Source organism: Pseudoxanthomonas sp. CF385 (assembly GCF_900104255.1).
Lineage (GTDB): Bacteria > Pseudomonadota > Gammaproteobacteria > Xanthomonadales > Xanthomonadaceae > Pseudoxanthomonas_A.
Genome location: NZ_FNKZ01000001.1, coordinates 735,417 through 758,278 on the forward strand (window position 1 = coordinate 735,417; position 22,862 = coordinate 758,278).

A 22,862-nucleotide genomic window follows, 5' to 3' on the forward strand; every position below is an offset into this window, starting at 1 on the left:
GCGCGGGAAGTTGTGGGAGAATCGGACCTCCGTTCGTATCCGGTCCGGTTTCCTGCATGCGTGCGACGTCGAGGTTCTGGTGGCTGGTGGGCGGCGCGCTTCATTCGCCTGCGGCAATCGCCGTTGACGGCGTGGTGCCCGCGGCCGAAACCCTTGACCGCGTGGTGGTGACCGCCACGCGGCTCGACACCGTCACCGCGTTCGACACGCCCGCGTCGATCGACGTCATCGCGCTGGGCGATGGCGGTACGCGCACGCAGTCCGCCTTGTCGGAGACGCTCGATGGCGTGGCGGGCGTCCAGGCCCGCGAACGGCAGAACCTGGCCCAGGACACCCAGTTGTCGATCCGCGGGTTCGGCGCGCGCTCCACGTTCGGTGTGCGCGGCGTGCGGCTGTACGCCGATGGCGTGCCGGCGACGATGCCGGACGGGCAGGGGCAGGTGTCGCACTTCAGCATGCTCGGCGCGGATCGCGTGGAGGTGCTGCGCGGTCCGTTCTCCGCCTTGCACGGCAATTCGTCCGGTGGCGTGATCCAGGCCTGGAGCGATCTGCCCGACGCAGGGCGCGACGCGCGGCTGCAGGCCAGCGCGGCGAGCCACGACACCTACCTGCTGGGCGCGCGCCTGCGCGGCGCGGGCGACACGATGGGCTACAACGTCGCGGCCTCGGTGCTCGACACGCAGGGCTACCGCGATCACGCCGCCGCGCGCCGCGAGTCGTTGAACGTGCTGCTGCGCCTGCGTCCCGGCACCGGTACGCTGGACCTGGTCGCCAATCATTTCGATGCGCCCGACGCGCAGGATCCGCTCGGCCTGACGCGTGCCCAGGCCTGGCAGTCGCCACGACAGGCATCGCCGGTGGCCCTCACGTTCAATACGCGCAAGTCGGTCGGCCAGGACCAGCTGGGCGCGGTGTACACCCAGCCCTTCGGCGACGGACACCGACTGCGGGTGATGGGGTACGGCGGTCAGCGCGACGTCGAACAGTTCCTCGCGCTGCCGGTCGCGGCGCAGGCCAATCCGCTGAATTCCGGTGGCGTGATCGATCTGGACAATACGTACGGCGGCGCCGACCTGCGCTGGTCGTGGGAAGGGCGCATCGCCGACCAGCCCGTCGAGTTCACGGCCGGCGCCAATGCCGATCGCCAGCGACAGCATCGGCGCGGCTACGAGAACTTCGTCGGTTCGGCACTGGGCGTGCGCGGCGCGTTGCGTCGCGACGAGCGCAACGAAGTGGAGAACGCGGACCAGTACCTGCAGGCCTGGTGGCGCTTCGCGCCGCGCTGGTCGTTGCTGGCGGGCGCGCGTCGCAGCCGCATCACCTTCACGTCAGAAGACGCATACGTCACCGCCGCCAATCCCGACGACAGCGGGCGGGTCACCTACGACCGTGTCATGCCGGTGGCGGGCGTGGTGTTCGCGCCGCGCGATACCCTGCGCGTGTACGCATCGGTGGGCCGCGGCTTCGAGACGCCGACCTTCAACGAAGTGGGCTATCGCGCCGACGGTGCCGCCGGCCTGGCCTTCGACCTCCGCCCGGCCGTCAGCCGCAATATCGAACTGGGAACGAAGTGGCGCGCGGCCGGCGGCCATACGCTCGAAGCGGCCGTGTTCCGTGCCGACACCGACGACGAACTGGCCGTGGCGCGCAATGTCGGGGGCCGCAGCAGCTATCGCAACGTCGGCGCGGCGCGCCGGCAGGGATTGGAAGTCCAGTCGGACATCCCGATGGGCGATGCCTGGCAGCTGCAGTTCGCCTACACGTGGCTGGATGCGACGTTCCGCGACAGCTTCCCGATCTGTACCGCCGCGGGCTGCACCACGCCGGGCGTGCAGGTCGCGGCCGGGACGCGCATTCCCGGCATCGCGAAGCAACAAGCGTCGATGCGGTTGCACTGGCAGGGCGCGCGCTGGCAGGCCGCGGTACAGCTGGTGGGCGTGGACGACGTCACCGTCAACGATACCGGCAGCGAACGTGCACCGGGTTACGGCCTGCTGCATCTGGAGGCGGGACGCGCCTGGTCGTGGGCGAGCGGACGCCTGCAGGTGTTCGCCCGCATCGACAATGCGATGGATCGCTCCCACATCGGGTCGGTGATCGTCAACGAAGGCAACGGACGTTTCTACGAGCCGGGCGCGGGACGCGCGTTAACCCTGGGCGCTCGCTGGCACTGGGCCGCCATCCGGGACTAGGGATCGGTATTCCGGACGGCACGCACGCGCGCGACGTGCTGCATGATGTCCACGAAGGGCGCCACCCAGTACACGTCGGGATGCGCGGCAAGGTGCCGCAGCAACGCGTCGTGTGCTTCGTTCGATACCGACAGGTAGTCGCCGCCGATGCCGTGGAAGGTGAAGCTGACGAGCGTGCCGCGCCGTGCGGCTTCCTCCACGCGCGCGATCAGCTGTTCGCCGGTGACTTCCACCGGCACATCGACCGGTACGGCGGCGGGGTCGAGGCGCGCCATGTCCGCCACCACGCCGCCCTGGCCGAGCTTGATGCCGACGAACTCCGACGACACCGCATCGATGTAGTTGCCGTCCTGCGCCTGGGTGTCGCCACAGGGCACGGTCATCGTCCGTACGGTGCGTCCGTCCAGCGCGGCCAGCATGACGTTGGCCAGGCGCACCTGGTCGGCCATCTGCGCGACGGAGGTGGTGTCGAGATCGCGGTGTGCCGGCACCCAGGCGCGATCGGGCAGGGACGACCTGCACTGGTGGAACAGGCTGTGGTTGCCGAGTTCATGGCCATGGCGGGCGGCGTCCACCCACGCCTGCCGGCGCGTAAGCAGCGTGTCCGATGCCAGGGTGAGATAGAAGCTGCCCTTCAGCCCCTGCCGATCCAGCGCCGGGATCGCGTGGTCCAGCTGCGAGGGCAGCGCATCGTCGTAGGCGAGGCTGACCGCGGCGCGCCTGCCGTCGGGCCACGCGAACGGCTCCGCGGCCGCCGCATGCCCGGCCGCCAGCATCAGCGCCAGCGTCCATCCGCATGCGACGGCGCGATGCCGGGCCATCGTGGCTCAGTTCACCAGCGTCTGGATCGCGCGCGCGGGGATCGTGACCACGGCCGAGGCCTGGCCGACATAGAAGTTGTACGCGATCTCCTTGTCGGTCGGGTTCATCACCACCGTGGCCAGGCGCCCGTCCGGATTGACGAAGGACGTCGCCAGCAGGGTGCTGCGGCTGGTCGCGGCGCTGACGCGGCGCGCGTCCGGGCGGATGAACTTCGAGAAGTGGCCGATGTAGTAATAGCTGGGCGTGTAGATCAGTTCACCGGTGCGCGTGTTGGCATGCAGGGGCGAAAAGCAGTAATTGCCCACGTGATTGGGGCCGCCCTTTTCGTCGAGCAGCATGTTCCAGTCGGTCCAGCCCACGGATCCGTTGTTGAAGTCGTTGATCATCGACGTGCCGTAGCGTTCCGCGTTCGGCCAGTGCTGGTAGCGCGCGGGGTCGAACTTCTCCACCGCGGCCTCGGTGAGCAGCACCGGCTTGTCGGGGAAGGCCTGCGTCACCGCGGCCACGTTGCGAAACATCGGATCGAAACCGGCCCAGGTCTCGTACCAGTGGAAGCCCAGGCCCCATGCGTACTTCGCGGCTTCCGGATCGCCGAGGATCACCTGCGCGCGGTACAGCATCATGTCGCGGTTGTGGTCCCACACGATGATCTTCTTGTCGGCGAAGCCCGCCTTGTGCATCGTCGGGCCGAGGTAGTCCTTGAGGAAATCGCGCTCCTCTTCCGCCGTGTAGAGCATCGACTCCCAGGTCTGGGTGGCCATCGGCTCGTTCTGCACGGTGATGCCCCAGATCGGGATGCCTTCCTTCTCGTACGCCTGGATGAACTTGACGAAGTAGTTCGCCCACGCCTGGCGGTACTCGGGCAGCAGCGCGCCGCCGCGCAGCATGTGCTTGTTGGTCTTCATGAAGGCCGGCGCGCTCCACGGGCTCGCGAACAGCGGCAGGTCTCCGCCCGCGGCCGCGATGGCCTGCTTGATCATCGGGAGGCGGGCCTGGCGGTCATGGTCGATGGAGAACGATGCCAACGCCTTGTCGCCTTCCTTCACGTAGGTGTAGCTGGCCGAGCTGAAATCCGAGCTGTGGATGGTGGTGCGCGCCAGCGAGTAGCCGATGCCGGCGTCCTTGTCGTAGTACGCCTTCATGAACTCCGCGCGCTTCTCCGGCGACAGCGTGGCGTACACCTCGGCGGTGGAGTCGGTGATCGCGCCGCCGATGCCCAGCACCGACTGGAAGCGCTTGGCCGGATCGACGAAGATCGAATTCTCGACCTCCGTCAGCTTGTGTCCCGGCTGGAGCGTCGCGGTGCCCGTCCTGGCCAGGCGCTGCCCGGTGTCCTGCGCGGTGGTGTAGATGGTGACGGTGGCCGACGTCGGCATGGGGGTCTCCCGGGGTTGCGCGGCAACGGCATGCGTCAGGCCGGCGGCCATCGTCACGCCCAGCGCGACGGCGGCGAACATGCGGGTGGATTGCATCGTGGTGCCTCTCGAGGGTGGATGCGGCGCCGGCATCGACATGCCGGACGCGCGGTAGTTGACAGCGCTGTCATACCGTTGGTACATCTTGGTGTCAACCGCAGGCGGCGTTCGGCGGCGGAACGCGCGATGCAGTGCGCATCGCGTCGCGCATCCACCGCAATGATGTGCTGCTTTGCAACAACGATTTGCGCGCATCGCACGCGCGGATCGCGGGGGTCGGGAGGCACCGCAACGCGCAGGCGCGCGCTGCGGTATCCAGGGAACGGGCGTCGCTGTCAGAATCCGGGGTCTTGCCAGGAGGATGTGCGGAGTGGAGCGGGAGCAGCCGAATGCGTAGTCGGATCGAGGACGTGGCCGCCGCCGCCGGCGTATCCATGAAGACGGTGTCGCGCGTGCTCAACAACGAGCCGAACGTGCGCGACGAGATGCGCCAGCGCGTCATGAAGGCGGTGGAGAAGCTGCAGTACCGGCCCAACCTGTCCGCACGCAGCCTCGCCGGGCAGCGTTCCTACGTCATCGCGCTGGTCTACAACAATCCGTCGCGCAACTACCTGATGGAAATCCAGAGCGGCATGCTCGACGCCTGCCGGGACAACCACTACAACCTGGTGCTCGCGCCGGTGGGATCGGCCAAGCAGCGCAAGGCCGAAGACCTGAAGGTGGTGTTCGAGCACTTCGCGCCCGATGGTGTCGTGCTGATCCCGCCGCTGACCGACGATCCGCCGGTGCTGGAATTCCTCGAGCAGCACGAGGTGCCCTTCGCCTGCATCGCGCCCAAGCACCCGCAGGACCGCATCGGCGTGTCGATGGACGAGACCGCGGCCGTGCTCGAACTGATGGCGGGACTGGTGGCGCAGGGGCATCGCCGGATCGCCCACATCAAGGGGCCGCCTGCGCATGGCGCCTGCCAGTGGCGCTTCAAGGGGTATCGCGAAGCCTTGCGGAAGGCGGGCCTGGACTACGACGAAGACCTCGTGGTGCAGGGCGCCTTCTCGTTCGAGTCGGGCATCGAGGCGGGCAACCGCCTGATGGACCTCAAGCGACCGCCCACGGCGATCTTCGCCGCCAACGACGACATGGCGGCCGGCGTCATCCGCGCCGCCTGCGAACGCGGCCTGGCCGTGCCGCGCGATATTTCCGTATGCGGTTTCGACGACACCCCGATCGCGCGCCATATCTATCCGGCCCTGACCACCGTGCGCCAGCCCACCTCGGAAATGGGCCGCCTGGCCACTCTCCAGCTGCTCGCGCGCATCCGTGCGGCGGAGGCCGGCGGCATGGTGCATGTGGAGCACGAGGTCGTCTTCCGCGAATCGACCCAGTCGCCCACGCGACGCTGACATCCGCGACCTGTTCCTGGTCGAAGATCGCGTCCATCGCGATGCGCCGCCGTGCCCGTCGTCGTGGCCCGAACGCCATACCAATCGAAAACCTTCCGAGCGATCACGCGAAAAATTTCTTCCATGCGATCGTGTCGCGCAAAGAATGGAAAACGATTTCAGCTGCGCCGCAACATGGACAATACAGCTGAAAACAAGGGGTTTTCGGCGCTCGCTCGCTCAAATCACTGAAAGTTGACAACGCTGTCAATCGCGCGTCCAATGCGGCCCAATGTGAGAGGACATGGGGGCCTCGAGCACGTCACGCCAACTCAGATCACCACGCTATTCGTGAATTTCCGGAGAGGGGAAAGTCCATGAAGCAAGTGCAGTCCGTTCCAAGGAAGCGGGTGCTTACGTCCGCATTGCTGATCGCCATGGCGGCTCCCGCCTGGGCCCAGCAGGCAGAGCCGCAGAGCGCCACCGCCACGCCATCCACGACGGCCAGTGAGGCCGACCCCACGACGCTCGATACGGTCGTGGTGAAAGGCATCCGCGCCAGCCTCGAGTCCTCGATGAACCTCAAGCGCGATGCGCAGGGCGTCGTCGACGGCATCGTGGCCGAAGACATCGGCAAGTTCCCCGACACCAACCTGGCCGAGTCGCTGCAGCGCATCAGCGGTGTGTCGATCGATCGCACGCCCAGCGGCGAAGGCTCAAAGGTCACCGTGCGCGGCATCGGGCCGGACCACAACCTGGTGCTGCTCAATGGCCGCCAGATGCCCGGTGCGCTGTTGAATGGTTTCTCGGCATCCAACTCGCGCGCGTTCGATTTCGCCAACCTGGCATCGGAAGCGGTGTCGGGCATCGAGGTCTACAAGACCGGCCTGGCCTCCAACCCGACCGGCGGCATCGGCGCGACGATCAACATCAAGACGGTCCGTCCGCTGGAAAGCGGACCGCTGCTGAACCTGGGCGTGAAGACCGTCCACGATACGTCGAACGACAATCTGCCCAAGATCATGCAGGGGGACGATTACACCCCCGAAATGTCCGGCATTTTCAGCCAGACGTTCGCCGACGGTAAGTTCGGCATCGCCGTGACCGGCAGCTACCAGGAACGCGACAGCGGCTTCAGCCAGGTCGGCGTGACCGCCGGCTGGCGCACGCATTTCGGCGGTGAGGGCGGCTGGGGCGCGATCGCGCCGGGAACGCCGGGCAACGACAACCTGCCGGGCCCGACCGATCTGTACTCGGTGCCGCAGAACCTCAACTACAGCGTCAACGGCATCCAGCGGCAGCGCACCAACGGCCAGGTGACCCTGCAGTGGGCACCCACGGATCGCATCACCACGACGCTGGACTACACGTATTCCGAGAACAAGATCCAGCAGCAGCGGAACGAGATGTCGGTGTGGTTCAACTTCGTCGGCCAGGAAAGCGCCTGGACCGACGGCCCCGCCGCCGGCCCGGTGTTCTACCGTGAACTCATCCCCTGCACCGGCACGCAGAACGCGAACGGCACCTACGAGGGCTGCAGCGACCTGGCGATGGCGGGTGGCATCAGCGCGACGAAGGCCGAGAACGAGTCGGTCGGCTTCAACGTCGAATGGGAAGTGACGGACGCGCTGGATCTGGCGTTCGACTATCACCGCTCCACGGCGGAACTGTCGCCCGACAGCGAGTGGGGTTCGCAGGGCAACATCGGTACCGCCGCCTGGGTCCGTGGCGACACCACGGTGTACTTCGATGGCGAACTGCCGATCCTCAGCTACACGCTGGCGCCGGGCGTCAGCGGGGTGGATCCGTCGCAGGCGCGTCCGACCGGTCGCCAGTTCGTGAACGGCTATTCGCGTGGTGAGGTCGACCAGGGCCAGCTGAGCGGCACCTTCAAGTTCGGCGACTTCTCCGACCTCAAGTTCGGCGTGGCCAATACCGAGGTCAAGAACCGGACCGCGTGGGGCATCAACGAAGCGGCGGACTGGGGCGGCATCGGGAATGCCTCCGACTTTGCCGACAACCTCTGGCAGATCGACAACATGTCGCGGTACTTCGATGCGTTCCCGGGGTACAACGATCCGCGCTTCAACAGCCAGTTCCTGGTCTTCGACTACGAGGCCATGCGCCGCGCCGTAGGCGACTTCACGGGCAGGCCGGACCTGGCCCGGGCCCCGGACAATTACAACCGCGCCGATCTGCGCACGACCGAGAAGACCCGCAGCGCCTACCTGCAGTACAGCACCAGCTGGGAGACGCGGATCCCCATCAATCTGGCGATCGGCGTGCGGTACGAGAAGACCGAGATCGAATCCGCGGCCCAGGTGGATACGCCTGTCCTCGTGCGCTGGGTGGCGGACAACGAGTTCTTCACCGACATGGGCGACAAGTCGTTCACCACCATGACCGGCGAGTACGATTACTTCCTGCCGAACATCGACGCCAGCTTCGAGCTGACCGAGGACATGGTGCTGCGTGCCAGCTACGGCCACTCGCTCGGCCGTCCCGGCTGGCAGGACATCCAGGGCGGGCAGACTGTCAGTCCGTTGCTGCGCATCAACGGCGGTAGCGGCAACTCGGGCAATCCGAACCTGAAGCCGCTGCTGTCGAAGAACATCGACCTGTCGTACGAGTGGTACTACGCCGAGGCCAGTTACTTCTCGGTGGGCTACTACCGCAAGAACATCTCCAACTACATCGACAGCGGCGCGGGTTCGTTCCAGGACACGTTGTTCAGCCTGCCCACGCCGGTCGGCGGCGCGTACTGGAACGCCGCCATCGGTGCCGGTGGGTGCGGCAGCGCGGACGTGGGCTGCATCCGGCAGTACATCTTCGACAACTTCGATGGCCAGCCGGGCGTGGACAGCACGGCGGGGACCAATGGCGAGATCACCGGCATCGAGGGCGACCCGCTGACGGTGTACAACATCACCATCCCCGGCAACGCGGGTTCGCATACCCTCAACGGCTTCGAACTCAGCCTGCAGCACATGTTCGGCGACAGCGGCTTCGGTGTCGCGGCCAACTACACCATCGTCGACAGCGACAGCCTTTCGTACGACAACAATGCGAAGGGACCGCAGCAGGTGCTGATCGGCCTGAGCGATTCGGCCAACCTGGTGGGCTTCTACGACAAGGGGCCGTGGCAGGTACGCCTGGCCTACAACTGGCGCGACAAGTTCCTCAACAGCCAGTACGACGGCGATGCCGCCGACGTCGCCAAGAACAACCCGGTGTACGTGGAAGAGTATGGCCAGTGGGATCTGAGCGTCGGCTACAAGTTCAACGATCGCTTCACGGTCCAGTTCGAGGGCATCAACCTCACGGATGAGACCGCCCGACTCAGCGAGCGCCACAAGAACATCCTGTTCTACGGCACCCAGACCGGTCCCCGCTACATGCTCGGTTTCCGCTACAACTTCCGCTGACGTTCGACGGCATGCCCGGATCCGGGATGGGTCCGGGCAGCATCGCCAAAGCCGCTGGTTTCCAGCGGCTTTGGTTTTGGGGCGGGCCGCGAGTCCCGCTGGGCGAGTAGCAAAGACGAGGTAGCCGCGTGGATCTTCCTGTCAGGCATGTAGTCATCCTCGGGGGCGGCTCGGCGGGCTGGCTCACGGCCGCCGTGCTCGCGGCCGAGCATCAGACCGCGCTCGCCGGCGGGCTGCGGATCACCCTGATCGAATCGCCGGACGTCGCGACGGTGGGCGTGGGCGAGGGCACCTGGCCGACCATGCGCGATACCCTGCGCCGGACCGGCGTCAGCGAGACCGACTTCATCCGCCAATGCGATGCGGCCTTCAAGCAAGGGTCCAAGTTCGTGCGGTGGAGGGAAGAGGTCGACGGCGACTACTACCACCATCCGTTCGTGTTGCCGCCGGGCTTCCTGGAGACCCATCTGGCGACCGGCTGGATGGCGCACCGCGACGTGCCCTTCAGCATGCTGACCTGCTACCAGGCGCACCTGTGCGAAGCAGGGAAATCCCCCAAGCAGATGTCCACGCCGGAGTGGGCCTCCGTGGCCAACTACGCCTATCACCTCGATGCGGCCAAACTCGGCGTCTTCCTGCGGACGCATTGCGTCGGGAAGCTCGGCGTGCGCCACATCGCGGACCATATGGTCGGGGTGGAGACGCACGAGAACGGCGACATCGCCGCGTTGCGCACGCGCGAGCACGGGGCGATCGAAGGCGACCTGTTCGTGGACTGCAGCGGCATGCGCGCGTTGCTGATCGGCCAGCATTACGGTGTCGAGATCGAATCGCAGAAGGACGTGCTGTTCAACGACCGCGCCATCGCCACGCGCGTGCCGTACGCGGACCCGCATGTCGAAATCGCCTGCCAGACCATTTCCACCGCGCAGGAGGCCGGCTGGATCTGGGACATCGGCCTGCAGAGCCGGCGGGGCATCGGCCATGTTTACTCCAGCACCCATACCAGCGATGACGCGGCCGAGGCGGCGCTGCGCCGCTACATCGTGGCGACAGGCGGTCGCGAACAGGACATCGACACGCTGCCGAAGATCATGATCCGCCCGGGCTTCAGGCGGGGCGCCTGGCACCGGAACTGCGTGGCCATCGGGCTGTCCAGCGGGTTCATGGAGCCGCTCGAAGCGTCGTCGCTGGTCATGGTGGAGCTGGCCGCAGGCATGCTCGCCGACCAGATGCCGGCCACGCGTGCGGCCGTGGACATCGTCGCGAAGCGCTACAACGACACCTTCAGCTATCGCTGGGACCGCATCGTCGACTTCCTGAAGCTGCACTACGTGCTGAGCAAGCGGGACGACAGCGAGTACTGGCGCGACAACCGCAGGCCGGAAACGATCCCGGAACGCCTGCGCGACCTGCTCGAGTTCTGGCGCCACCAGCCGCCTTCCCGGTACGACCTCAACCGGGTCGAGGAAGTATTTCCATCGGCGAGCTACCAGTTCATCCTCTACGGCATGGGCTTCGTGCCCGACGCGCGGCCCACCACGCGGCGCATGGACGACGTGCGCCGCGCCGAGGAATACTTCGGGCAGTCGGCGGACATCGCGAGGAAGATGCTGTCGGCATTGCCTGGGCATCGCGAGATGCTCGATCATGTGATGACGCGCGGAATGCCGCGCATCTAGGACGACCCACCGATGCCCCGACACGCCCAGGTCAACAACATCGACCACAAGGACCTGCGAATCGATACCCGGCGCAGCGCGACGCTGGGCGACGACGTCGCGTTCGCCGCCACCTTCCCCGCCGAATTCCGCGACCTGCAGGCGCACTACCCCATCGTGTTCCGGAAGGATGCGCATGGCGGTCTGTCGCCGGTCGCGTTGCTGGGGTTCGAGGAAGGGACGAACCTGTTCCTCGACGGCGAGCGCTGGGACGCGCACTACGTGCCGCTGGCGATCGAACGGCAGCCGTTCCTGATCGGCCGCGGCGGCGACGAGATGACCGTGCACATCGACCTGGACAGTCCCAGGGTCGGCAACGAGGTCGGCCAGCCGTTGTTCCGCGAACACGGCGGCCAGACCGAATACCTGGACCGGATCGCGTCGGTGCTCCTTACGTTGCACAACGGACTGGAGCGCGTGCCGGCCTTCGTCAATGCCCTGCTTGCGCTCGACCTGCTGGAATCCTTCGCGCTCGACATCGAGCTGGACGATGGGTCGCTCAACCGGCTTGCGGGGTACTACATCATCAACGAAGAGCGCCTTCGTGGCCTGGATGCCGGGGCATTGGGCCCGCTGCACGCGGCCGGCCATCTGGAGCCGATCTACATGGCCGTGGCATCGGTCTCGAATTTCCGCGGACTGATCGACAGGATGAACCGGAGCCGTGCTGGCGGACGCTAAGCCCATCCGCGAGTCGCGTGGCGATGCGGTCGATGCACTGCCCCAGGCGCTGCAGGCTTCGTCGTCCGGACCCGTCGTGCTGCGGGGCCTTGTCGCGCACTGGCCCATGGTCGCTGCGGCACGCGAGTCGATGCAGGCGGGTGTGGCCTACCTGCACGGTTTCGAGCGTGCGGACGCGCCGCCGGTGGTCGCGACAGTCGCCGCTCCCGGCAGCGGCGGACGGGTGTTCTACAACGACGACCTGAGCGGGTTCAATTTCCGCCAGGAGCAGATCCCGCTGAGGACGGTGCTCGACACGTTGCTCAAGTACGCGGAGCGGGAATCCGCGCCGATGATCTACGTCGCGTCCACCACGCTCGATACGTGGCTGCCGGGCTTCCGCGACGAGAACGCGCTTCCCCTGGAGGGGCGCGATCCCCTGGCGAGCATCTGGATCGGCAATCGCACCCGCATCGCGGCTCACCAGGACGTGCCCGACAACATCGCCTGCGTGGTGGCGGGGCGCCGCCGCGTCACCCTGTTCCCGCCGAACCAATTACGCAACCTGTACATCGGTCCGCTCGACTTCACGCCCGCCGGGCAGGCCATCAGCCTGGTGGACTTCGCCTCGCCGAATCTGGAGCGCTTCCCGCGCTTCGCCGAAGCGATGCGGCACGCCCAGGTGGCCGAACTCGCGCCGGGCGACGCGGTGCTGATTCCGAGCATGTGGTGGCACCACATGGAGGGACTGGAGCCGTTCAACGTGCTGGTCAACTACTGGTGGCGCGACACGCCGGGGTGGATGGACACCCCGATGAACGTCCTGATGTACGCGCTGATGACGATGCGCGACCTGCCGCCGCATGAGCGGGAGATCTGGAAGGACGTGTTCCGCCACTATGTGTTCGACGCCGACGCGGACACGGTCGCCCACATCCCGGAGCCCGCGCGTCGCCTGCTCGCTCCGCTGGATGAGATACGCGCGCGCGAACTTCGCGCACGCCTGCTCAAGCGCCTCAATCGCTGATCACACGACGCCAGGAACCAACCACATGCCCGACATCCACCATCAGCCGATCAGGCGCGTCATCATCGCCGGCGGTGGCACCGCCGGCTGGATGGCGGCCGCGGCGCTCTCCAAGGTGCTCGGCGAAGTGCTGGACATCACCCTCGTGGAGTCGGAGGAAATCGGCACCGTGGGCGTCGGCGAAGCCACCATCCCCACCCTGCTGAGCTTCCACCGGATGATCGACATCGGTGAGCAGGAGTTCATGGCGGCGGTGCAGGGCACCATCAAACTCGGCATCTCCTTCGAGAACTGGCTGGACGTCGGGCACCGCTACATCCACTCCTTCGGATTCAGCGGAAAGGACCGGGGAGCGACCGGTTTCCAGCATTTCTGGTTGCGGGGGCGCAAGGAGGGGTACGCCAGCGGCTACGAAGATTATTGCCTCGAGTTGAAGGCCGCCCTGCAGGACCGCTTCGCGCACCTGCCGCGCAGCGGTACGAACTACGCGTATCACATGGATGCGAGCCTGTACGCGAAGTTCCTTCGGCGATTCAGCGAACGACACGGCGCGAAGCGGGTGGAGGGCAAGATCGCCGAAGTCCTGACCGATGCGGCGTCGGGCCATATCACCGCATTGAAGATGGAAAGCGGCGACAGCCTCGAAGCCGACTTCTTCATCGACTGCACGGGCTTCCGGGCGTTGCTGATCGGCAAGACGCTGGGCGTGGGCTTCACCGACTGGTCGCACTGGCTGTTCAACGACAGTGCGTTGGCCACCCAGACCACGGCGGTGCGCGACGCGGTGCCCTACACGCGCGCGATCGCCGGCAAGGCTGGCTGGCAGTGGCGCATTCCGTTGCAACACCGGGTCGGCAACGGCATCGTCTATTCGAGTCGCCATGTCGGCGATGACGAGGCGCGGGAGGAGTTCCTCGGCAGCCTCGAGGGCGAGGTCATCAAGCAGCCGTGGCCGATCCGCTTCAGGCCGGGCCAGCGCCAGCAGTGCTGGGCGAAGAACTGCGTGGCCCTGGGCCTGGCCGGCAGTTTCATCGAGCCGCTGGAATCGACGACGATCCACCTGATCCAGCGCGGCATCGTGCACCTGCTGCAGAACTTCCCCCAGGTGGTTACCCCGCCGGCGATCGACGAGTACAACGCGCGCCTGGACGAGGAACTGCAGCACGTGCGCGACTTCGTTGTGATGCACTATGCGCTCAGCAACCGGCGCGACTCGCCCTATTGGCGCGAGATCGCGGAGATGGCGCTTCCCTCGACGCTGCGCCACCGCATCGAGTTGTTCCGCGAGACCGGCACCGTCTTCCACGTGCCCGGCGAGCTGTTCGGCGAGAATTCGTGGATCCAGGTGATGATGGGGCAGGGCATCATGCCGAAACGCTACCACCCGACGGCGGACGCGGTGCCGCCGGCGGAACTGCAGCGCTTCCTCGACGACATCCGCGCCAGCGTGCTGGGCAATGTGGAACGGATGCCGGCCCACATGGACTATCTGCGCAGCTACTGCCCGGCACCGAAGCCCTGATCGCGCGGGCGGCGGCATGGCCTATGCTGCCGGCATGAGCGATCCACGACTGCAGGACTTCATCGGTGCGCACCGTCGCCTGTTCGTGCTGACCGGCGCCGGCTGCAGCACGGGGTCCGGCATCCCGGACTACCGCGACGAGCAGGGTGCGTGGAAGCGCACGCCGCCGGTGACGTACCAGGCGTTCGTCGGCGACGGGGCGACGCGGCAGCGTTACTGGGCGCGCAGCCTGCTCGGCTGGCCGCGCATCGCGGAGGCGCAGCCGAACCCGGCGCACCGCGCACTGGCGGCGTTGGAAGCGCAGGACCGCTGCGAACACCTGCTGACCCAGAACGTCGACGGTCTGCACCAGGCCGCAGGAAGTCGATCCGTGATCGATCTGCATGGCCGGCTGGACGCCGTCGTGTGCCTCGACTGCCGTGCGGGATCGTTGCGCGCGGATCTGCAGGTCCGTCTCGCCGATGCGAACCCCGACTGGGCCGGCCTGGTGGCGGCCGCTGCGCCGGACGGCGACGCGGATCTGGACGGACGCGACTTCGGCGCTTTCCGGGTTCCCGCCTGCGAGGCGTGCGGAGGCATGCTGAAGCCGGATGTCGTCTTCTTCGGAGAGAACGTGCCGCGCGAACGCGTGCAGACGGCGATGGCGCACCTCGCGCGTGCCGACGCGATGCTCGTCGTGGGTTCCTCGCTGATGGTCTACTCGGGCCTGCGGTTCGTCCATGCGGCGGTCCGCGCGGACACGCCGGTCGCGGCGGTGAACCTGGGACGCACGCGCGCCGACGATCTCCTGCGCTTCCGCGTGGCGGCGCCGTGCGGGGATGCACTCGCGTTCCTGCTGGGCAGCGACGCGGAGCGCGGGGTCACGCCGTCGGCGATTGCAGGGTGAGCCAGCGCTCCAGCGAATGCGGCGACAACGGCCGCGATACGTAGTAACCCTGCAGGATGTCGCACTTCAGGCCTGACAGCACCGCACGCTGGGCCTGGTTCTCCACGCCTTCGGCGACCACCTTCAACGAGAGGCTTTCGCCGATGCGCAGGATGGACGTGGTCAGCGCGCGCGCCGATTCGCTGTGCTCGAGGTCGCGGACGAAGCTCATGTCGAGTTTCAGTTCGCTGATCGGCAGGCGGTGGAGGTGGCTAAGGCTCGAGTAGCCGGTGCCGAAATCGTCGATCGACAGGTGCACGCCCATGCGATGGATCGCATCGATGTTGGCCAGTACTTCCGGCTTCTGCGCGAGCATGACGCTCTCGGTCACTTCGACCATCAGCTCCTCGGGCGAGAGGCCGCACTTGCCGAGTACGTTGCCGATGAAGACTGGCAGGTCCTGCTGTTCGAAATTGATCGCCGAGAGGTTCACCGATACGCGCGGCACCGGCACGCCGCGGCGGCGCCAGTCCGCCATCTGCGTGCAGGCTTCTTCCAGCGTCCACCGGCCGAGGTCGTCGATCAGGCCGCATTCCTCGGCCATCGGCACGAACGTGGCCGGCGAGATCTCGCCGATTTCCGGATGGCGCCAGCGCAGCAGCGCTTCCACGCCGTGCAGGTGCGTGTCGTCTTCCATCCCGACCTGCGGCTGGTAATGCAGGCGCAACTGGCCGCTGCGCACGGCCTCGCGCAGGGCGTTCTCGAGCGCCAGCCGTTCCTGCATCGCCTGGTTCATCTCGACGCTGTAGAACACGATCCGGGCGCCGCCCTCGGATTTGGCGCGGTACATCGCGATGTCCGCGTGGCGCACGAGCGAGTCCACGTCCCAGCCGTCGCTGGGGAACATCGCCACGCCGACGCTGGCCTGCGGCGCCAGCATCATGCGTCCGGCGCTGACCGGCTGCGACAGGCGCGCCATCAGGCGGTCGGCGAGGTTGGCGGCATCCTCCGCGTCATAGTCGGGCACGGCCAGCACGAATTCGTCGCCGGCCAGCCGCGCGACCACGTCGGAGTCGCGCAGTTCGCCGGCCAGCCGCTTGGCCAGTTCGCGCAGCAGGGTGTCGCCGGCGGTGTGGCCCTGGGTGTCGTTGACGATCTTGAAGCGGTCGATGTCGATGAACAGCAGCGCCACCCCGCTGTCGCGGCGCGCCGCATCCAGCAGCATCTGCTCGACCTTGTTGTTGAACAGCGCGCGGTTGGGCAGGCCCGTCAGCGTGTCGAAGAAGGACAGCTGGTGCATGCGCACGCGCGCGCGCTCGCGGTCCATCGCCAGTGCGCACAGGTGCAGGCAGACATCGACGACGCGCTGGTGGAAGTCGTCCGGCGCGCGGTTCTCCCAGTAGTAGAGCGCGAAGGTGCCGAGCACGCGGCCGTCATGGCCCTTGATCGGGCTGGACCAGCACGCGCGGATGCCCAACGCGAGGAACGGCGCCTTGTACGCCTGCCAGCGCGGGTCGCGATCGATGTCGGTGCACTCCACCGGCTGCCCGCTCCACGCGGCCGAGCCGCAGGCGCCGACCATCGGCCCCGCGCGTTCGCCGTCCACGACGGCGGCGAGATGGTCCGGCAGGCTGGGTGCGGCGAGTGGACGCAAGTGGCCGTAGTCGTCGAGCCCGATCACCGAGGCCACGGCCTCCGGCATCACCTTCTCGACTTCGCGACAGACCAGCGTCAGCACGTCCTGCAGCGGTTGCTCCCGGACGATGGCGCCCAGCACCTTGCGGTGCAGCTCCTCGTGCAGCTTGCTGTGGGTGATGTCGGTATACACGCCGAGCAGATGGCGCACGTTGCGCTCGCCGTCGAACACCGGATTCACCACGGCGGAAATCCACAGGGGCACGCCCGTCTTGGCGTAGACCAGCAACTCGGTCCGGTAACCCTGTTGGGTATTGAGTTGGCCGCGCACCCACTCGACCGTTTCGGGATCGGTGTGCGGCCCGGCGAGGAAGTCGCTCGGGCGACGGCCCGCCACTTCCTCCAGGGTATAGCCCAGCATGCGGGTGAAACCCTGGTTGATATAGGTGATGCGCGCGTCGTCGTCGCAGACGACGACGGCGTTGTCGCTGTGGTCGATGACCCACGACACGTCGGGCTCGGCAGGCGCGGCAAACGATGGCATGGCGATAGGAGTGGGCCTCACGGTCGCGTCTTCCCCAAGAACGGTATCCGTCGGATGGTCCGGGTTCGCCACGGCAGTCCCTGCTACGCCGCCCCGGGGTGGGGCCATACGAAACGGTATCGGCCCCGGATCGACGCACTTTACCCGAACTTCCGCGCCGCAAACGGGATGTCACGGCATGCAAACGCTTCCATTTTCCCCGTGTCGCAATACCGCACCGTGCCGCCCGGGAACGCGTGCGTGTCGCCTGCCGGGAGGGAACGCGGAGGGCGTGCGGCCGGGCTGACGCACCGGCGTCATGAACGCCGCCTAGGCTTGCCGGCCGCACGACGGGGGTGATCGAGATCATGAAGAAGATAGGGATGGGCCTGGCCCTGCTGGCCGGCCTGACCGCCTGTGGGCGCTCGCCCGAGACGGTGTCCGGGACGCAGGAGGTCGCGGCCTCCGCCGGTACGGTATCGCCCGACAGCGTGGACGAGATGCGCACGGCGTATGCGCGCGCGTCGCAGGCGCTCGCCGAGCAACGGATGATGTCGCCTGCGGGCGACAACGCGATCGAGCACTACCTGGCCGCGCGCGCCGACACGGCAGAAGCGGCCCGCGCGCAGGCGGCGCTGGCGGAACTGCAGCCGTACGTGCTGATCGCGGCCGAGCAGGCGCTGGCACGCAGCGACGCGGTCGAAGCGGAACGCCTGCGGGGCCTCATCGAACGCATCGATGCGGGCGCACCCGCGTTGCCCCGCTTGCGCGCGGGCATCGCGACGCTGCAGCGCGAACAGGCAGCGCAGGCCTCGATCGCCGCGCTGGAGACGCCGCCGCCCTCGGTGACGGTCGCGCCCCGCGCCACCGCCGTGCCGCCCCCCGCGGTCGCGACCCGCGAACCTCCGCCCGTGGCGGCCGGTATGCCCGTCGTTGCCGAGCCTGCACCGCCACCCGCGGCGCCCGTCGTGGAAGCCCCGCCGCCGGCCGCGGTGGTCGCGCGTGCCGCGACCGTGGCCCCTGCGCGTGCGCCCCGCCTGGTGCAGGACGCGCAGCCGCGCTACCCGCTGCCGGCACTGCGCGCGCGTATCGAGGGCCAGGCGGAAGTGTCCTTCACCATCCAGCCCGATGGCAGCGTGCGCGACGTGCGCCTGCTGTCCTCCACGCCCGCCGGATTGTTCGACGCCTCGGCGCTGGCGGTGGCGCAGCGCTGGCGTTTCGAGCCGAGCGGGCAGGCGCACGCCTCGCAGCGCACGGTGCGGTTCCGCTTGCCGGCGGGCGCCGAGGGTGGCGCGGACTGATTGGTATCCGCGCGTCGCTGCGGCGAGAATGGCGGCATGACGACCTCCCATGCCCCGCTTCTCGAAACCGTCGAACAGGACACCGGTCCTTCCCCGCAGTGGTCCGTGCTGTGGCTGCACGGCCTCGGCGCCGACGGCCATGATTTCGCGCCGCTCGTACCGGAACTGGTGCGCCCGGGCTGGCCCGCGCTGCGCTTCGTGTTCCCGCACGCGCCGGTGCGTGCGGTGACCATCAACAACGGGGTGCGCATGCGCGCCTGGTACGACATCGTCGGGATGGACTTCCCGACCCGTGCGGACAGCGCCGGCATCGAGGAATCCCTCCTGCAGGTGAACGCGCTGATCGAGCGTGAGCTCGCGCGCGGCATCGCGCCGGAGCGGGTGCTGCTGGCGGGCTTCTCGCAGGGCGGTGCCATCATCCTGGCGGCCGGCCTGCGCCGGCAGGTCCCGCTGGCCGGCCTGATCGCCCTGTCGACCTATCTGCCCGGTGCCGCGCAGGCGGCCTCGCATCTTGCGGCGGCCGCGACCGCGCAGCCGGTCTTCATGGCCCATGGCACGGGCGACCCGGTGATCCCGCTGGTCCACGCCGAGCAGAGCGCCAGGGCCTTGGGCGGCATGGGCTTCGATGTGGCATGGCACCGCTATCCGATGGCGCACCAGGTCTGCGCGGAGGAAATCCGTGACCTGGGTGACTGGATGGAACGGCGGTTTGCGTTGTAATCCGCATGCGTCCCCGCCCGGGTGACGCGTGGCGCCGTCGTGGGTAACCTAGGCCACGGGGGATCACGCCAACGTTCATCGAGGACGCCTTTGCCGTGAAAGTGGTCATTGCCGACGACGAACCCCTCGCCCGCGAACGCCTGCGCGCGTTGCTCGCCGAGCATGCCGGCATCGATGTGGTGGCCGAGGCCGAGAACGGCCTGGATGCGCTGCAGGCCTGTTCGCAGCACCGCCCGGACATGGTCCTGCTCGACATCGCGATGCCGGGCGTCGATGGGCTGGAAGCCGCGCGGCACCTGGCCGCCTTCGATCCGCGCCCGGCCGTGGTGTTCTGCACCGCCTACGACGAGCACGCGCTGTCGGCCTTCGAGGCGGCCGCCATCGACTACCTGATGAAGCCGATCCGGGCCGAGCGGCTGGCCGCGGCGCTGGAGCGCGCGCGCACCTTCATCGCCGGGCGCGAGACCCAGGCGCCGGCGGCCGCCAGCGGCCAGCCGCGGACCCACCTGTGCGCGCGCCTGCGCGGCAGCCTGCGCCTGATCCCGGTCGACGAGGTGCATTACCTGCAGGCCGAGGAGAAGTACGTGGTGGTGCACCACGCCCGCGGCGAGGACCTGATCGAAGAGTCGCTGAAGTCGCTGGAAGAGGAGTTCGGCGGACGGTTCGTGCGCATCCACCGCAACTGCCTGGTGGCGCGCCACGAGCTGGTCGAGATCAAGCGCGTCGGCGATGGCCACGTGCAGGCGATCCTGCGCCACGGCAAGGCGCCGCTGGAAGTCAGCCGCCGCTGCGTGGCCGGCCTGCGCGAGACCGTCAAGACGCTCTGAGCGCCGCGCGGGACGCGGCATGCGGCATGCGGGATAATGCCCGCATGACCACGCTGCGCATCGCCACCCGCAAGAGCCCGCTCGCCCTCTGGCAGAGCGAACATGTCGCCGACCGCCTGCGCGCGGCTCACCCGGGCCTGGTCGTCGAGCTGGTCCCGATGAGCACGCGCGGCGACGAAGTACTGGACCGCTCGCTGGCCGCCATCGGCGGCAAGGGACTGTTCCTGAAGGAACTGGAGCTGGCGATGCTGCGCGGCGAGGCGGACTGCGCCGTGCACTCGCTGAAGGACGTGCCGATGGAGCTGGAGGGTCCGTTCGCGCTGCCGGCCATCCTCACCCGCGCCGATCCGGCCGACGCCTTCGTCTCCAACCACTACGACGGCATCGCCGCGTTGCCGCATGGCGCGCGCGTGGGGACGTCGTCGCTGCGCCGGCAGGCGCAACTGCGCGCGCAGCGCCCGGACCTGCAGTTGCTCGACCTGCGCGGCAACGTCAACACGCGCCTGGCCAAGCTGGATGCCGGCGACTACGACGCCATCGTGCTGGCCTGCGCGGGTCTGCAGCGGCTGGGCTTCGATGCGCGCATCCGCGCCCGCCTGCAGGCGCCGGACTGGCTGCCGGCACCGGCGCAGGGCGCCATCGCGGTGGAATGCCGCGCCGAGGATCCCGAAGTGCATGCCTTGTTCGCGCCGCTGGACGACGCCGCCACGCGCCTGTGCGTGGAAGCGGAGCGCGCGATGAACCGCGCATTGCACGGCAGCTGCCATGTGCCGGTGGCGGCGTTCGCGCATCGCGACGGTGACGCGCTCGTGCTGGCGGGCCTGGTGGGCTCCGCCGCGGAAGGCCAGCTGCTCCGCGCGGAAGGCACGAGCGATGCGCGCGACGCCGACGCGCTGGGTCGTCGCGTCGCCGCGCAGTTGCTGGAACAGGGCGCGGGCGCGTTCCTGGCCTGACCGACGCTTACTTGAAGCGGTAGACCACGTTCATCGTGGTCAGCGTGTCGGTCTTCTTGATGTCCTCGGCCACGTCGCTGTTGTGGCGCGCCTGCCAGCCGGCCTTCAACGCGAGGTGCGAGTTCATCGTCACCGACACGCCCAGGTCGTTCTGGGCGAAGGTGTTGTACTCGCCCGATTCCACCAGCAGCTTGTTGACGATCTCGGTGTTCTCGGTGAGCGCGTAGCGCATGTCGATCAGCCCACGGCCGATCAGGCTGGATTCGGTCCGCCCGTCCACAGTGTCGTACGCGCGGCGGTAGCCGGGGCCGACCTGCAGGTCCAAGTGGGCGCGCTCGTTCTTGATCACCCGGTTGCCGTAGCTGAGGCTGAGCGACTGCTGGCGGCTGTAGGTGCCGAAATCGTCTTCCTCGTGGCGCAGCGCGGTGTTGATCGTGCCGCGGTCATCCATCAGGTAGGCGCTGTTGGCATTGACGGTGTAGCGGTTGGCGGTGGTGCGCGTATCGCGGACGAGGCTGCCGTCGTCCTGCGTGCGTGCGTACTCGGAACGCGAATGCAGGCCGAACAGGCTGGCGCTGTGGCGCCAGGCGCCACCATCGGTATAGGTCAGGTCCAGCCGCCCGTTGAAACTTTCGGTATTGGTGTTGCCGCTGGCCGCTGCGAACCCCAGTTCGCCGCCGCCGGTCAGCTTCGGCGTGGGCGGCGGCGGGGCGGGCGGGGTTTCGGGGATCGGACGCACCGCCATCGCCACCACCGGCAATGCGGTGGCAGCGTCCTTGCCGAAGGCCTTCCCGGTCTTCGTCGCATCGGTCTTGTCGTTGCGCGGGAGCAGGACGTCCGTGGCCAGGGCCGGCGAGGCCAGGGTCGCGAGCAACGCGAAGGTCAGCAGGGAGAAATGCGCGCGGGGCATGGAGCAGCCTCTGGGGGAGGGTGTAATCGGTTACATGGTAGACAGGGCCCGGCAGGGCCACAACCCAAGTGCTTGTTCCGATTCAGGTTTGCGACATGGATTGTGACACGAACGGGCCGGGCGGCACCGATCCGCGTCACGGTTCGACGGGGTGGTCGATAACGATGGCCGGATCGTCGTACCGGGAATAGGTCTGCACCACCGTGTAGTCGCGGCCCTCGTTGTCGGTACCGGCATGGCGCAGCCGCAGGGGCAGGCCACCGGTCCCGATCCAGTACTCGAATTCGACCGGCTGGGGCACGGTGTTGCGGACCCGGTAGTGCCTGGCCGACACCCCGTCGATCTGGGTCTCGCCGAGGAATTCCGCCGTCAGGCCCTGCTGGGCCTGCTGGAGTTTCAGCGGGTCGCGCCAGGGCGACAGCGTTTCAGGGGGCAGCGGCACCCGGGTGGTGCGGCCGTTCACCTGCATGTAGAGCATGTTGCCGATGACGGTCTGCGTGCCGGTCGGCAGGGTGATCCGGTAGCGGTCGGGCGCCACGTAGTCCATCTCGCTGGTCATCGGATGGGCGCCTTCCAGCACCATCCGGGCGTGGAAGCTGCGCGCGTCGAGGAACCGGTGCATCGAGGCCTTCACGTCGGCCACGGCGTCCGCCGCAGAGCCTCGCGCGGGCAAGGCGTCCGCCGCCGGCGCGGGCACGGCGGTATCCGCGGGGGCAGGGCGCTGGCAAGCCGTCACGGCCAGCAGCAGGAACAGGGACAGCGGCAAGGCAGCGGCGCGCGAAGACATGGCGATGGGCCTTTGGAAGGGGCAACGCCTTGGGTCCGTGCGTTGAGGGCGTCCCGTCGGCGCAAACACGCCGGGACGCCTGGCACCGCACGGGCCCAAGGCGCCGCCGGCGCTCGTCCCCTGTATTCGCACCAACGTCAGGCGGACGGCGAAAACGGCCACCCGTCGGCGATAATCG

At 68.0% G+C, this 22,862-nt stretch carries 17 protein-coding genes; 12 read left to right on the top strand and 5 right to left on the bottom strand.

Features of this window, described 5'->3' with window-relative positions:
• The first annotated feature begins 56 nt into the window (after positions 1-56).
• Complete coding sequence (locus tag BLT45_RS03170) at positions 57-2,192, top strand: TonB-dependent receptor family protein (protein WP_093295066.1); 2,136 nt, start codon at positions 57-59, stop codon at positions 2,190-2,192.
• On the opposite strand, the gene BLT45_RS03175 is transcribed toward BLT45_RS03170, so the two are convergent.
• Positions 2,189-3,013: a polysaccharide deacetylase family protein gene (locus tag BLT45_RS03175; protein ID WP_093295069.1), complete on the bottom strand. Its 825-nt coding sequence runs from the start codon at positions 3,011-3,013 to the stop codon at positions 2,189-2,191. The two genes, BLT45_RS03170 and BLT45_RS03175, sit on opposite strands and share 4 nt — an antisense overlap.
• A 6-nt stretch (positions 3,014-3,019) precedes the next feature.
• A complete protein-coding gene (locus BLT45_RS03180) occupies positions 3,020-4,390 on the bottom strand; it encodes a glycoside hydrolase family 30 protein (RefSeq protein ID WP_093298420.1) in 1,371 nt (456 codons plus the stop codon).
• Positions 4,391-4,818: 428 nt separating this feature from the next.
• On the opposite strand from BLT45_RS03180, the gene BLT45_RS03185 reads away from it, so the two are divergent.
• From BLT45_RS03185 to BLT45_RS03215, 7 genes are all read left to right on the top strand, one after another.
• Positions 4,819-5,829 (top strand): LacI family DNA-binding transcriptional regulator, encoded by a 1,011-nt coding sequence (locus BLT45_RS03185; protein ID WP_093295072.1) that lies wholly within the window; start codon positions 4,819-4,821, stop codon positions 5,827-5,829.
• A gap of 356 nt (positions 5,830-6,185) precedes the next feature.
• Positions 6,186-9,233, top strand: a complete 3,048-nt coding sequence (locus tag BLT45_RS03190; protein WP_093295074.1) for a TonB-dependent receptor — start codon at positions 6,186-6,188, stop codon at positions 9,231-9,233.
• A gap of 128 nt (positions 9,234-9,361) precedes the next feature.
• Positions 9,362-10,915, top strand: coding sequence for a tryptophan halogenase family protein (locus BLT45_RS03195; RefSeq protein WP_093295077.1), 1,554 nt, complete (start codon positions 9,362-9,364; stop codon positions 10,913-10,915).
• A 12-nt stretch (positions 10,916-10,927) separates the two neighbouring features.
• Positions 10,928-11,635, top strand: a complete 708-nt coding sequence (locus BLT45_RS03200) for a SapC family protein (RefSeq protein WP_093295080.1) — start codon at positions 10,928-10,930, stop codon at positions 11,633-11,635.
• Complete coding sequence (locus tag BLT45_RS03205; protein ID WP_093298423.1) at positions 11,622-12,641, top strand: cupin-like domain-containing protein; 1,020 nt, start codon at positions 11,622-11,624, stop codon at positions 12,639-12,641. The genes BLT45_RS03200 and BLT45_RS03205 overlap by 14 nt, the downstream gene beginning before the upstream one ends.
• A 25-nt stretch (positions 12,642-12,666) precedes the next feature.
• On the top strand, positions 12,667-14,163 hold the full coding sequence (locus BLT45_RS03210) for a tryptophan halogenase family protein (protein ID WP_093295083.1): 1,497 nt from the start codon (positions 12,667-12,669) through the stop codon (positions 14,161-14,163).
• Between the two features lie 34 nt (positions 14,164-14,197).
• On the top strand, positions 14,198-15,049 hold the full coding sequence (locus tag BLT45_RS03215; RefSeq protein ID WP_093298426.1) for an NAD-dependent protein deacetylase: 852 nt from the start codon (positions 14,198-14,200) through the stop codon (positions 15,047-15,049).
• Here BLT45_RS03215 and BLT45_RS03220 read toward each other — a convergent pair.
• Positions 15,024-17,207 (bottom strand): sensor domain-containing protein, encoded by a 2,184-nt coding sequence (locus BLT45_RS03220; protein ID WP_093295086.1) that lies wholly within the window; start codon positions 17,205-17,207, stop codon positions 15,024-15,026. The genes BLT45_RS03215 and BLT45_RS03220 overlap by 26 nt on opposite strands.
• 347 nt (positions 17,208-17,554) lie before the next feature.
• On the opposite strand from BLT45_RS03220, the gene BLT45_RS03225 reads away from it, so the two are divergent.
• The 4 genes from BLT45_RS03225 to hemC all read left to right on the top strand — a co-directional run bounded on the left by BLT45_RS03225 (position 17,555) and on the right by hemC (position 20,987).
• Positions 17,555-18,487 (top strand): energy transducer TonB, encoded by a 933-nt coding sequence (locus BLT45_RS03225; protein ID WP_139187906.1) that lies wholly within the window; start codon positions 17,555-17,557, stop codon positions 18,485-18,487.
• Positions 18,488-18,523: 36 nt separating this feature from the next.
• The gene (locus BLT45_RS03230; RefSeq protein ID WP_093298429.1) at positions 18,524-19,207 is read left to right on the top strand and encodes an alpha/beta hydrolase; all 684 of its coding nucleotides are present in this window, start codon (positions 18,524-18,526) and stop codon (positions 19,205-19,207) included.
• A gap of 95 nt (positions 19,208-19,302) precedes the next feature.
• A complete protein-coding gene (locus BLT45_RS03235) occupies positions 19,303-20,034 on the top strand; it encodes a LytR/AlgR family response regulator transcription factor (RefSeq protein ID WP_093295091.1) in 732 nt (243 codons plus the stop codon).
• A 44-nt stretch (positions 20,035-20,078) separates the two neighbouring features.
• Entirely contained in the window at positions 20,079-20,987 is a 909-nt protein-coding gene (gene hemC / locus BLT45_RS03240) for a hydroxymethylbilane synthase (RefSeq protein ID WP_093295094.1), read from the top strand.
• A gap of 7 nt (positions 20,988-20,994) precedes the next feature.
• Here hemC and BLT45_RS03245 read toward each other — a convergent pair whose 3' ends face one another.
• On the bottom strand, positions 20,995-21,732 hold the full coding sequence (locus tag BLT45_RS03245; RefSeq protein ID WP_093298432.1) for a DUF481 domain-containing protein: 738 nt from the start codon (positions 21,730-21,732) through the stop codon (positions 20,995-20,997).
• Positions 21,733-22,033: 301 nt separating this feature from the next.
• Positions 22,034-22,684, bottom strand: a complete 651-nt coding sequence (locus BLT45_RS03250; RefSeq protein ID WP_093295097.1) for a hypothetical protein — start codon at positions 22,682-22,684, stop codon at positions 22,034-22,036.
• Positions 22,685-22,862: the final 178 nt, after the last annotated feature.

Bases quoted from the DNA above. Each gene is read 5' to 3' on its own strand.
- BLT45_RS03170 (WP_093295066.1), top strand. From the start codon at position 57: ATGCGTGCGACGTCGAGGTTCTGGTGGCTGGTGGGCGGCGCGCTTCAT.
- BLT45_RS03175 (WP_093295069.1), bottom strand. From the start codon at position 3,013: ATGGCCCGGCATCGCGCCGTCGCATGCGGATGGACGCTGGCGCTGATG.
- BLT45_RS03180 (WP_093298420.1), bottom strand. From the start codon at position 4,390: ATGCCGACGTCGGCCACCGTCACCATCTACACCACCGCGCAGGACACC.
- BLT45_RS03185 (WP_093295072.1), top strand. From the start codon at position 4,819: ATGCGTAGTCGGATCGAGGACGTGGCCGCCGCCGCCGGCGTATCCATG.
- BLT45_RS03190 (WP_093295074.1), top strand. From the start codon at position 6,186: ATGAAGCAAGTGCAGTCCGTTCCAAGGAAGCGGGTGCTTACGTCCGCA.
- BLT45_RS03200 (WP_093295080.1), top strand. From the start codon at position 10,928: ATGCCCCGACACGCCCAGGTCAACAACATCGACCACAAGGACCTGCGA.
- BLT45_RS03210 (WP_093295083.1), top strand. From the start codon at position 12,667: ATGCCCGACATCCACCATCAGCCGATCAGGCGCGTCATCATCGCCGGC.
- BLT45_RS03215 (WP_093298426.1), top strand. From the start codon at position 14,198: ATGAGCGATCCACGACTGCAGGACTTCATCGGTGCGCACCGTCGCCTG.
- BLT45_RS03220 (WP_093295086.1), bottom strand. From the start codon at position 17,207: ATGCCATCGTTTGCCGCGCCTGCCGAGCCCGACGTGTCGTGGGTCATC.
- BLT45_RS03225 (WP_139187906.1), top strand. From the start codon at position 17,555: ATGAAGAAGATAGGGATGGGCCTGGCCCTGCTGGCCGGCCTGACCGCC.
- BLT45_RS03230 (WP_093298429.1), top strand. From the start codon at position 18,524: ATGACGACCTCCCATGCCCCGCTTCTCGAAACCGTCGAACAGGACACC.
- hemC (WP_093295094.1), top strand. From the start codon at position 20,079: ATGACCACGCTGCGCATCGCCACCCGCAAGAGCCCGCTCGCCCTCTGG.
- BLT45_RS03245 (WP_093298432.1), bottom strand. From the start codon at position 21,732: ATGGCGGTGCGTCCGATCCCCGAAACCCCGCCCGCCCCGCCGCCGCCC.
- BLT45_RS03250 (WP_093295097.1), bottom strand. From the start codon at position 22,684: ATGTCTTCGCGCGCCGCTGCCTTGCCGCTGTCCCTGTTCCTGCTGCTG.